At 74.0% G+C, this 12,015-nt stretch carries 7 protein-coding genes; 5 read left to right on the forward strand and 2 right to left on the reverse strand.

Annotated features, from left to right (window positions below; genetic code table 11):
- Nucleotides 1-37: 37 nt before the first annotated feature.
- From OIE51_RS17445 to OIE51_RS17465, 5 genes are all read left to right on the forward strand, one after another.
- The gene (locus OIE51_RS17445) at nucleotides 38-1,744 is read left to right on the forward strand and encodes a glycerol-3-phosphate dehydrogenase/oxidase (RefSeq protein ID WP_326598632.1); all 1,707 of its coding nucleotides are present in this window, start codon (nucleotides 38-40) and stop codon (nucleotides 1,742-1,744) included.
- A gap of 85 nt (nucleotides 1,745-1,829) precedes the next feature.
- Nucleotides 1,830-3,767: a serine/threonine-protein kinase gene (locus OIE51_RS17450; protein ID WP_326598633.1), complete on the forward strand. Its 1,938-nt coding sequence runs from the start codon at nucleotides 1,830-1,832 to the stop codon at nucleotides 3,765-3,767.
- A gap of 99 nt (nucleotides 3,768-3,866) precedes the next feature.
- The gene (locus OIE51_RS17455; protein WP_326598634.1) at nucleotides 3,867-6,599 is read left to right on the forward strand and encodes a serine/threonine protein kinase; all 2,733 of its coding nucleotides are present in this window, start codon (nucleotides 3,867-3,869) and stop codon (nucleotides 6,597-6,599) included.
- 87 nt (nucleotides 6,600-6,686) lie between these two features.
- Nucleotides 6,687-8,261, forward strand: coding sequence for a succinic semialdehyde dehydrogenase (locus OIE51_RS17460; RefSeq protein ID WP_326598635.1), 1,575 nt, complete (start codon nucleotides 6,687-6,689; stop codon nucleotides 8,259-8,261).
- Nucleotides 8,261-10,099 carry a GMC family oxidoreductase gene (locus tag OIE51_RS17465; RefSeq protein ID WP_326598636.1) on the forward strand — a complete coding sequence of 613 codons (1,839 nt, stop codon included), beginning with the start codon at nucleotides 8,261-8,263 and terminating at the stop codon, nucleotides 10,097-10,099. The genes OIE51_RS17460 and OIE51_RS17465 overlap by 1 nt, the downstream gene beginning before the upstream one ends.
- 327 nt (nucleotides 10,100-10,426) lie before the next feature.
- Here the strand turns inward: OIE51_RS17465 and OIE51_RS17470 are convergent, their stop codons facing one another.
- Nucleotides 10,427-11,173 carry an LPXTG cell wall anchor domain-containing protein gene (locus OIE51_RS17470; RefSeq protein WP_326598637.1) on the reverse strand — a complete coding sequence of 249 codons (747 nt, stop codon included), beginning with the start codon at nucleotides 11,171-11,173 and terminating at the stop codon, nucleotides 10,427-10,429.
- A gap of 495 nt (nucleotides 11,174-11,668) precedes the next feature.
- Nucleotides 11,669-11,935, reverse strand: a complete 267-nt coding sequence (locus OIE51_RS17475) for a chorismate mutase (RefSeq protein WP_326598639.1) — start codon at nucleotides 11,933-11,935, stop codon at nucleotides 11,669-11,671.
- Between the last annotated feature and the right edge of the window lie 80 nt (nucleotides 11,936-12,015).

Here is a 12,015-nt window from a genome sequence, read left to right on the forward strand (position 1 = left end):
GGGTGTCACGGGCGGAGCAGCGAATGAGGAGGCGCACGTGAGGACAGCCGAACTGGGGCCGGTGCGGCGGGCCGAGGCACTCGCCCGGATGGCGGAGCGGGAGCTCGACGTACTGGTGGTCGGCGGCGGTGTGGTCGGGGCGGGCATCGCGCTCGACTCCGTGACCCGGGGTCTGGCCACCGGATTGGTCGAGGCCAGGGACTGGGCGGCGGGGACGTCGAGCCGGTCGAGCAAGCTGATCCACGGCGGGCTGCGCTATCTGGAGATGCTCGACTTCGGGCTGGTCAGGGAGGCGTTGAAGGAGCGGGGACTGCTGCTGGAGCGGCTCGCGCCGCACCTCGTCAAGCCCGTGCCGTTCCTGTACCCGCTCCAGCACCGCGGCTGGGAGCGGCTGTACGCGGGCAGCGGCGTCGCGCTGTACGACGCCATGGCGTTCTCCTCGGGGCACGGCCGGGGGCTGCCGCGCCACCGGCATCTGTCGCGGCGAAACGCGCGGCGGATCGCGCCGTGCCTGAAGAAGGAGGCGCTGGTCGGCGCGTTGCAGTACTACGACGCGCAGGTGGACGACGCCCGCTTCGTGGCCACCCTGGTGCGGACCGCCGCCGGGTACGGGGCGCACGTCGCCAACCGGGCCCGGGTCACCGAGTTCCTGCGCGAGGGCGAACGGGTGGTCGGCGTACGGGTGATGGACCTGGAGGAGAACGGCGCGTACGAGATCCGGGCCCGGCAGGTCGTCAACGCGACCGGCGTGTGGACGGACGACACGCAGGCGATGATCGCCGAGCGCGGCCAGTTCCACGTCCGGGCCTCCAAGGGCATCCACCTGGTGGTGCCCAAGGACCGCATCCACTCCTCGACCGGCCTGATCTTGCGCACCCGGACCAGCGTGCTCTTCGTCATCCCCTGGGGCCGGCACTGGATCGTGGGCACCACGGACACCGCGTGGGACCTGGACAAGGCACATCCGGCGGCGTCCAGCGCGGACATCGACTACCTGCTCGAACACGTCAACTCCGTGCTGGCCGTGCCCCTTACCCGCGATGACGTGGAGGGCGTCTACGCGGGGCTGCGCCCGCTGCTCGCCGGGGAGTCGGACGCCACGAGCACACTGTCGCGCGAGCACACCGTGGCGCATCCGGTGCCCGGCCTGGTGGTGATCGCGGGCGGCAAGTACACCACCTATCGGGTCATGGCCAAGGACGCGGTGGACGCGGCGGTACACGGCCTGGACCAGCGGGTCGCGGCGTGCTGCACCGAGGAGGTGCTCCTCGCCGGGGCCGAGGGGTATCACGCGCTGTGGAACGCCAGGGCCCGCCTCGCCGCCCGGGCGGGCCTGCACGAGGCGCGGGTCGAGCATCTGCTCAACCGCTACGGCTCCCTGACGGAGGAGCTGCTGGAGCTGATCGCCGCCGACCCCAAGCTCGGCGAGCCGCTGCCGGCCGCCGACGACTATCTCAAGGCCGAGATCGTCTACGCCTGTTCGCACGAGGGGGCCCGCCATCTGGAGGACGTGCTGACCCGCCGGACCCGCATCTCCATCGAGACGTTCGACCGGGGTACGCGCAGCGCCCGCGAGTGCGCCCGGCTGATGGCGGGCGTCCTCGGCTGGACGGACGATCAGATCGAGCGTGAGATCGAGCACTACGAGAAGCGCGTCGAGGCGGAGCGCGAATCCCAGCTGCAGCCCGATGACCAGACCGCCGACGCCGCCAGGCTGGGCGCGCCCGACACCGTCCCGCTCTGATTCGCGTCGGCCGTCGTGCGGCCCACCCCCCGGCTGTCGGCGGAATGGGTGACAATGGCCGGGGAAGCCGGAGGGGACGCGACGCATGGGCCAAGACAACGGGGACATCGAGCCGCGGGACGCCACGCCCGAAGCGGTGCCGGACGACGAGGGTGCGGACGGCCGCGCCGCGGGCGGGACGCCGGATGCCGGGAGCGAGGGCACCAAGGGCCGCCTGCTGAACGGGCGGTACCGCCTGGGCGTGGTCGTCGGGCGCGGTGGCATGGGCACGGTCTGGCGGGCCAGGGACGAAGTCCTGGCCAGGTCCGTGGCGGTGAAGGAGCTTCGGCTGCCGCCGGGTGTCGACGACGGTGAGCGCAAGCGCATGATCACGCGCACCCTGCGCGAGGCCAAGGCCATCGCGACCATCCGCAGCCAGGGCGTCGTCACCATCTACGACGTGGTGGACGAGGGTGCGCGGCCCTGGATCGTGATGGAGCTGATCGAGGGCCGCTCGCTGGCCGACATCATCCGCGGCGAGGGGCCGATGCGGCCGGAGCGCGCCGCGTCGATAGGGCTCGCCATTCTGAAGGTGCTGCGCGCCACGCACGCCGCCGGGGTGCTGCACCGCGACGTCAAGCCGTCCAACGTGCTCATCGCCGACGAGGACGGCCGTGTCGTCCTCACCGACTTCGGCATCGCCAAGGTCGAGGGCGACCCGTCGATCACCTCCACCGGCATGCTGGTCGGCGCGCCCTCCTACATCTCGCCCGAGCGGGCCCGTGGCGGGGCCCCCGGCCCGCCCGCCGACATGTGGTCGCTGGGCGCCCTGCTGTACTGCTGCGTCGAGGGTCGCCCGCCCTACGACGAGGGCGGCGCGATCGCCACCCTGGCCGCCGTCATGTACGACCCGGTGCCGCCGCCGCGCCGGGCCGGCCCACTCACCGAGGTCATCACCGGGCTGCTGGTCAAGGACCCGGCCGGGCGGCTGGACGAGAAGCACACCCGCGAGCTGCTCGACCGGGCGCTGGCCGGGACCCCGGCCGCCGAGCCCGCCGACCGGACCGTGGTGGTCGGCATGCGCGCGCCCCGCGAGCCGGCGGCCGACCCGAGCCCTACCCCCGCCGAGCCGGTGGCGGCCCTGCCCGCGACCGCGGCGCCCGAGCCGCCCCCGCCGCTGCCGCCCGTCGCGGAGCCCGCGACCACCGGCCCGGTCGCGCCCCCGCCGGACGGCGTCAGACGCAGGCGCCTGATGCTCATCGCCGGCGTCGTGGCCGTGCTGCTCGCGCTGCTCGGCGCCGCGCTGGCCTCCGGACTGGGGGACGAGGACGGCGGCGGCACCGACGCCCAGACGCAGGGCGGGTCCGGCGAGGAGGACACCGACGAGCGGTCCGGCGAGGACCAGCAGGGCGCCGGGGAGTCGCCGCAGGACCCCGCCGAGGATCCGGGCGGCGAGGAGACGCAGAACCCCACCGGGACCGAGACGGGGAACGAGGACCCCGGGGACGACGGGTCGGACGCCGACGGGGACGGCCCGCGCGGCACCGAGCCGGAGACCGATCCGGACGTCTCGTTGCCCGGGACCCCCGCCGGGTACGCGCGGATCTCCGACAGCCGCTTCCACTTCCGCGTCTCGCTGCCCAGGGGCTGGGAGCGTACCGGCATCGCCGGGGCCGACTCCGGTGGTATCTACAGCGCGGCGGACGGCGGACCGCCCAAGGTCCAGATCGACTTCAACTCCAGCCCCGGCGACGACGCCGAGGCCGCCTGGCGCTCCCTGGAGCCCTCGACGGCGCGCAACAGCGACGACTACGAGCTGATCGGCATCGATTCGGTGGAGTGGCGGGGCTATCCGACCGTCGCCGACTGGGAGTTCGAGCGCGCTGAGGACGGGGTGCGCGTCCGGGTGCTGAACAGGGGATTCCGGGTGGACGACACCCACGGCTACGCCATCATGGTCACCTGTCCCGTGGACGAATGGGACGACAGCACCTGTACCACGCTCCGTGAGACCGCTTTCGAGACGTTCGAACCCTGGGACTGAGCATTATCAAGAGTTGACGGACCGTAGCCGTCTTCTGCCCGTGGCGCGTATCGTGAGGGACCGTGCCCGGTGGGGGTTCGCACGCGGTGGGGAGGCATCGTGGACACTTACGCGGGTCGGCTGCTGGCCGACCGCTATCGGCTGCCGAGGACTCCCTCCGAGGAGTTCGAGCTCATCGAGTCGCGGGCCTTCGACACGGCGAGCGGGCAGGAAGTCCTGGTGCGCCAGGTGCCGCTGCCCGAGATCGTGGACGCGGAGACGCTCGACGGCGACGGCCGCAGGGCGCGTCCGGCGATGGGCCGCGGCTACAGCGACCGCGCCACGCGCACGCCGGAGGACCCGGTGGTGCGGCGCGCGGTCGAGGCCGCCGCCGCGGCGGCGCGGCTTCCCGACCATCCCCGGCTCGACCAGGTCTTCGACGTGTTCGTGCAGGGCGACGGCCTGTGGATCGTCAGTGAGCTGGTGCCGGGCAGGCCGCTGGCCGCCGTGCTGGCCGAGGAGCGGCTCGGTCCGTACCGGGCGGCCGAGGTGGCGGCGGATCTTCTCGCGGCCCTGCGGATAGTCCACGCGCATGGCTGGACCCACCGGAACCTGACCGTTCGCACGGTCATGATCTGCGAGGACGGCCGCGCCATGCTGACCGGCCTGGCGGTCGGGGCGGCGGAGGAAGTGCTGTGCGGGTACGACCCGCTGCCGCCGCCGGCTGGTGTTCCCGACACGTTCGCCGCCGTGCCGCACCAGGAACCGCGGGGCGGACGGGAGCAGTTGCCCCCCGGCCAGGGCGCGTCCGCGCGCCTGGAGAACGGCGCGCCGCGGCAGACCCCCGCGCTGCCCGGACCGCCGGCGTACGGTCCCGGCGGTCCCGGCGAGGGCCACGACGACGTCGCCGCCCAGGTGCGCGAGCTGGGCGGCACGCCGCCCGGCTTCACACCGCGGCCCCGCCCGCACGGCGGCGCCGTGCCCGACGCCTACAAGCGCTGGGAGACCACCGCCGAGGTGCGGCGGCTGGAGGAGGAAGGCCACGACGCGCTCCCGCCCCCCGTCGGCGGCGCGGCCGATCTCGTGGCCCGGGTGCGGCAGCAGGGCGGCGTCCCGCAGGAGCCGGGCCCGCGCGGCGGTGCCGGGCCCGACCAGGGCGCGGACCCGCACGGCGAGGAGCCCGGCGCTCCGCCCCGGGGCGGGCACGATGCGCTGCCCTCCTCCTGGGACTTCGAGGGCGGCTCCGGCGGCTCCGACCAGAGCGGGCGGGCGGCCCTGGCCGCCGCCCGGGGACCCGACGAGGACCCGCCGACCACGGCCGCCGAGCGCGCGGCGCGCAGCGGCGCCATCGCGGCGTACCGGGCGGGCACGCAGGCCGGCGCGGCACACCGTTCGGGCGCGGTGAGCCCGACCGAGCTGCCCGGGACGGTGCGGCCGAGCCACCCCGTGCGCACGGGCTGGGAGGGCGCGTCGGCTCGTCCGGGCCCGCCCCCGGCCACCGGCCAGGCCCAGGCCCCGGCGCAGCCGCGCCGCGCGGACCCGGGCGAGCCGCGCCCGCCGCGCGCGCCGGGCGCGGGCGGTCCGGCGGCGGGAAGCCGTTACCGGGGCCCGGGCACCGCGCGGGCCGCCGAGCGCGCCCGGCAGGCGCGCATCACCACCGTGGGCGCCGTCACCGAGCGCTGGGCGCCGGAGCAGGCGGGCCCGGTGTACGAGCACTGGCGGCTGGCTCCGCCGGTCGGCCCGCCCGCCGACTTCTGGGCTCTCGGCGCGCTGCTCTTCCGCGTCGTGCAGGGCTACCCGCCCTACCCGGAGGAGAACGCGGCCGAGCTGACCCAGGCCGTCTGCGCCGAGCAGCCCGCGTTCGCGGAGGACTGCGGGGCACTGCGGCCGGTCATCGAGTCCCTGCTGCGGCAGGACCCGACCGAGCGGCCGAGCGCCGAGGAGCTGCGCGGCTGGCTGCGTTCCCTGCTGCGCGCCGCGCCCGAGCCGGAGGCCGGCCGCCACACGGTCACCGCGCCGCCCGCCCTGGAGCCGGGCCGGCCGGCCGACCCGCGGCGGCTGCCGGTCGTGCGGCTCCGCGGCGAGCTGGTCGGCCCGCGCCGTCGCCCGCGCCCGCGCGGCCCGGGCGGTCCGCGTCGGCTGGGGGGCATCCTGTTGACGCTGGTGTTGTTCGGGCTGGCCGGGACCGTCGCCTATGTGCTGGCTTTCATGTCCGGGGACGACACGCCGCGCCGCGGCGCGGGCGGGCCGCCGGCCTCGGAGGAGCCGACGGACCCGGCCGAGCCGGAGACCCCGCCGGATGACGAGCCGACCGATCCCACCTCCGAGCCGGAGTCCGACCCGGAGGAGAGCGAGGACCCGACCAACACCTCGCCGGCCGAGGACGGTCAGGAGCCCGCCGCGCCGCCGGACGGCTACGAGACACGCGAGGACCCCGAGGGGTTCGCGCTCACGGTGCCCGAGGGATGGCGGCGGCAGGGCATGAACGGTGACGGTCAGGTCGTCTATGGCGAGGGCGGCATCGAGATCGTGGTCGTGTCGGGGCGGGACCGCGCCCAGCAGTACGGCGACGACCCGATGCGCTATCAGCTCACCCGGCAGCCGGAGCTGGCGGACTACCGGAACTATCAGTTCGGCACGGTCAGCGGACTGACCACCACCGCGGTGGGCAACGCGACCATGGTCGAGGGCGTCTTCGGCTGGCAGGACGGCGGCGACCGGGTGGCTTACAACCAAGTGGTGCTGCTGGACGACGCTTATCACATTGTGATGGTCCGCGGTCCGGCCGATCAGCAGGACCGGATCAACGCCATTTACGACGTCACGGCGGGGAGCTACCGCATCACGGGCTGATCGGAGCGACGCTGCCAGTGATCGCTGGCGAAAAATTTTGTTACCAATGGGTAGTCAACGCTGGGCGCTCAGTCGTAATCTCCGCCTATGACGACAGCGCAGTCAGACCCTCAGGCACAGGCCGCCCGAGTAGTCACCAGCGAGCTGGTGAGCCTGCTGACCCAGGGGGTCGGGGGCAGTGGCCGTACCGCCTGCCACACCCCGTTGACCGGCGAGCGTCTCGCCGAGCTGCCCGAGGCGACGCCGGACGAGGTGGCCGCGGCGTTCGAGCGCGCCAGAGCGGCGCAGACGGCGTGGGCGGCCAGGTCGCCGCGGCAGCGCGCGGGCGTGCTGCTGCGCTTCCACGATCTTCTGCTGCGCCGCCAGAGCGAGGTCCTCGACCTCATCCAGCTGGAGACCGGCAAGGCCAGGCTGCACGCGCACGAAGAGGTGCAGGCCGTCGCCGTCGCCGCGCGGCACTACGGCCGCAAGGCGCCCGCCTATCTGCGGCCCAAGCGGCACACCGGCGTCTTCCCCCTCCTCACCCAGGTGCGCGAGCTGCGGCACCCGCGCGGGGTCGTCGGCCAGATAGCCCCCTGGAACTACCCGCTCGAACTCTCCGTCGGTGACGCGCTGCCCGCCTTCGCGGCCGGCAACGCCGTCGTCATGAAGCCCGACACCGAGACCGCGCTGACCGCTCTGTGGGCGCGGCGGCTGCTGATCGAGGCCGGGCTGCCGCAGGACGTCTGGCAGGTCGTGCTGGGCGAGGGCCCGGTCGTCGGCCCCGAGGTCGTCCGGCACGCCGACTACGTCACGTTCACCGGCTCCACCCGCACCGGCCGCGAGGTCGCCCAGGGCGCGGCGGCGCGGCTGGTCGGCGTCAGTCTCGAACTCGGCGGCAAGAACGCGATGCTGGTGCTGGACGACGCCGATCTCGACAAGGCGGCGGCCGGCGCGGTGCGTGCCTGCTTCTCCTCCGCCGGTCAGCTGTGCATCTCGGTGGAGCGGCTGTACGTCCACGCCTCGGTCGCCGACGAGTTCCTGCGCCGGTTCAGCGAGCGCACCCAGGCGCTGCGCCTGGGCGCCCCGCTGGACTACGGCACGGACGTCGGCTCGCTCGTCTCGCAGGCTCAGCTCGACGCGGTGACCCGGCACATCGAGGACGCCGTCGCGCAGGGCGCGAAGATCCTCGCCGGCGGCAAGCCGCGCCCCGACCTCGGCCCGTTCTTCCACGAGCCGACGATCCTCGACAACGTCCAGCCCTCGATGCTGGTGTGCGAGCAGGAGACCTTCGGCCCGGTCGTCTCCGTCTACCGCTTCGACGACGACACCGAGGCGATCGCCCGCGCGAACGGTACCCCGTACGGCCTCAACTCCAGCGTCTGGTCGAAGAACGGACGCCGCGCGCGCCGGATCGCCGCCCAACTCCACACCGGCACCGTCAACATCAACGAGGGCTACGCCGCCGCGTACGGCAGCGTGCAGTCCCCGATGGGCGGCATGGGCGACTCGGGCCTCGGCCGGCGGCACGGCTCGGAGGGCATCCTCAAGTACACCGAGGCGCAGACCATCGCCCAGCAGCGGCTGGTGCCGATGGAGCCGTCATTCGGCCTGGACGACCGCCGTTACGCGGCGCTGCTGACGCAATCCCTGAAAGCACTGAAGACGCTGAGGTTCCGCTGATGCGAGACAACGCCTACGACTACGACGTGGTGATCGTCGGCTCCGGATTCGGCGGCTCCGTGTCCGCCCTGCGGCTGACCGAGAAGGGCTACCGGGTCGGTGTGCTGGAGGCGGGCCGCCGCTTCGCCCGCACCGATCTCCCCAAGAACTCCTGGGACATCAAGAACTACCTGTGGGCGCCCCGGCTGGGTCTGTACGGCATCCAGCGCATCCACCTCCTGAGCAATGTCATGATCCTGGCGGGCGCGGGGGTCGGCGGCGGTTCGCTGAACTACGCCAACACCCTCTACGTGCCGCCGGCGGCCTTCTTCATGGACCGGCAGTGGCGTGACATCACCGACTGGCAGCAGGAGCTGGCGCCGTACTACGACCAGGCCAAGCGCATGCTCGGCGTCCGGCTCAACCCCACCATGACCCCGTCCGACACGCATCTGAAGGCGGCGGCCGAGCAGATGGGCGTGGGCGACACGTTCCACATGGCGCCGGTGGGCGTCTTCTTCGGCGACGACCAGGACGCCGACGGCACCCGCACCGCCCGGCCGGGCGAGGAGATCCCCGACCCGTACTTCGGCGGCGTCGGCCCGTCCCGCCGCGCCTGTACCGAGTGCGGCGAGTGCATGACCGGCTGCCGGCACGGCGCGAAGAACACCCTGAACGAGAACTACCTCTACCTCGCCGAGCGGGCCGGCGCCGAGGTGCACCCGCTGACCACCGTCACCGAGATCACCGAGCTCGACGGCGGTGAGGGCTTCCGGATCACGGTCGTCCCGACGAACGCCTCGCCGCGCAAGCGCCGCCGCGCGCGGCGCACCCTGGTCGCCCGCAAGGTCGTGGTGGCCGCCGGCACCTACGGCACCCAGACGCTGCTGCACCGGATGCGGGACACCGGCGCGCTGCCGCGCGTCTCCGACCGCCTCGGCACGCTCACCCGCACCAACTCCGAGGCCCTGGTCGGCTCCCGCACCAACCCGCGCCGCTACCGCGCCAAGCACGGCAAGGACGCCGTGCTGGACTTCACCAAGGGCGTCGCGATCACCTCGTCCATCCACCCGGACGAGCACACCCACATCGAGCCGGTCCGCTACGGCAAGGGCTCGAACGCGATGGGCTTCCTATCCCTCAAGCAGTTCCGCCAGGACGGGAAGATGCCCAAGCTCCTGGCCTACGCGGCGACCACCGTGCGCCACCCACTGCTCTTCCTGATCTCGCTGTCGAACCGGAAGTGGTCGGAGCGGACGATCATCGGCCTGGTGATGCAGACGCACGACAACTCGCTGACGACGTTCCGCAAGCGCAAGGGCCTCGGCAAGGGCCTGCTGAGCGCCGAGCAGGGCCATGGAGCGCCGAACCCCGACTACATCCCCGAGGGCGCCGAGGCGGCCCGGCGGATCGCGGACGACATCAACGGCTTCGCCGGCACGAACGTCGGCGAGCTGATCGGGACCCCGCTGACCGCTCACTTCCTCGGCGGCTGCCCGATCGGCGCGGACGCCTCCCAGGGCGTGGTGGACCCGTACCACCGGCTGTACGGCCATCCCGACATCTCGGTGGTCGACGGCTCGGCGGTCTCCGCGAACCTCGGCGTGAACCCGTCCCTCACCATCACCGCCCAGGCCGAGCGCGCCATGTCCCTGTGGCCCAACAAGGGCGAGCCGGACCCGCGCCCGGCGCAGGGCGCCGCGTACGAGTCCCTCCCGGCGGTCCCCCCGGCCAACCCGGCGGTCCCCGAGGACGCCTTCGCGGCCCTGCGCCCGCCGGTGATCCTCCCGATTCCGACCATCCCCCCGGCCCGCCCGGCCGCGGAGTCGCGGGAGGAGCCGCACACGGCGGAGGCGTAGTCCGTGAACGGACGCGGCTCCCTCGGCGCCCGCGGTGGACGTGCGTGACGGCACCGCGGGTCTCCGGGCGGTCCGGGTTCCGTTCCGCCTCGGCGCTCGTGCTCATGGACGTCTCGCCGCGGACCCGCCGGCCGGTCGCGGCTCGGTCCCGCCGGAAGACGCCACCGCCGACCGCGTCCGCCCGTCCGCCCGCCCGCCCGCCCGTCCGGCCGGACGGGCGGACGGGCGGACGCGGAACGGGGCCGCGTCGGCGGCGGACGGGCAGGAGAAAGGGGCCCGCCCCCCGGGGGATTGGGAGCGGACCCCGGTCATGGGGGAGAGCCGGCGTCAGGCCCTCGTGCGGCGGCGTCGGCGGAGGGCGAGAAGCGCGCCCAACGCCACCAGGGCGGCGGTCGTGGCGGCCAGCGCCAGGGCCGGGAAGGTGGCGGACGGTCCGGAGTCCGGCAGGCGGCCCGCCGTCGGGAGCTCCTCGAACGCGCCCATAGGAGCCAGCATGCCGCCCACCACCTCGCCGCCCGTCGCCTCACCCGCGGTGACGGCGTCGCCGTCCGCGGGCATGGCGTCGAACTCGTAATCGTTCCAGTCGGAGAGCTGGCACTCGCCCTCCGCGTTGACATACACCCCCGAGACCACCGACCAGCCCATCTCCTCGGAGATCCCGGCCGGGACCCGCGTCCGCACCCGCGCCTCGGCGTATTCGCCGGGCGCCAGCGGTCCGGTGACGGCGAGATAGCCGTTCGTCCCGGGCTCGATCCACTCGCCGTCCGCGTGCCACTCCACCGTGGCGACGACCCATGCCGCGTAGTCGCCGCCGGGGCTGGTGGTCTGCACGAAGACGAAGGGGTGCAGTGAATCGACCGGCCCGTCGAAGGTGTTGGCGGCCCGGAGGGTGAACTCCGCCCACTCGCCCGCCACCAGTGTCTCCGGCACGCCGGTCAGCTCGGTGGGCGCGGGCCCGGCGCCCGACCAGTCCGCGCAGGCGTCCTCCGCCGAGGCGTGGCCGGGCACCAGGCCGCCCGTCAGGGCGACGGCGGCGGTCACCGCCGTGGCGGGAAGAGCTCGTCGGAGCCGCATCGGTGCCTCACCCCCGTAGAAGGAACGGCCGTGAAAGGAAGTGGAAGGAAAGTGACGAGGTGACAGATCGGTTTCATCAGCTACGACCCGCCATCGCGGTGATCGGTTGTGTCGGCCTTGATCACGAAAAGGACACGACCTGCCCACATGTCGAGGGGCCCCGGCGTCCCGCGCCGGGGCCCCTCGGTCAGCACCCGGGCGACAGGGCGGCGCCGGTGCTGGTGAAGCGGCGTCCGGGGGTGACGCCGCCGTCGGCCGTGCTCATCGCGGAGCGGGCGGCCGGTCCCCGGCGTCCCGGGAACCGGCCGCCCGAGGACGTGACCGGCCTGCTGTCCCCTGCTGCCCGGCCACCGCACCGGAGCGAGGTCCCACGACACCCGGCCCCCGCCACACCGCGAGGGGCCGGAGTGTCTCATCGCCCCGGGGACACACCGTTCAACGAAGTCCGCCGCAGACCGGTCACGCTCCGTACGGGTGACTCGCTCGCGTGCGCGTTCAGGCCCGGCCGCGGCACAGTTCGAGGAGCGTCATCGCGAGCTGGGTGCCCTGGCGGCCGAGCTCGTCGCGGTAGCGGCGCAGGACCTCCATCTCGCGGGCCAGGTGGATGCGCCGCTCGCCGGCGGCGATCCGCGCCGCCTGGATCTGTTCGGACACGGTGACGCGCTCCTTGACGAGCTCGATGATCCGGGCGTCGAGGGCGTCGAGGCGCTCGCGCCCGTCCGCGACGACATCGGTGTCCGTGGTGCTGCCGGTGCTGCTCATGTGGGGTCTCCTCGATCAGTGCGGTCGGGGCCCCGGGTCCCCCTCGGCCGCCGCCCGGCCGACGAAGAGCGCCCCGGGCC

The organism is Streptomyces sp. NBC_01803 (assembly GCF_035917415.1).
Classification (GTDB): Bacteria; Actinomycetota; Actinomycetes; order Streptomycetales; family Streptomycetaceae; genus Streptomyces.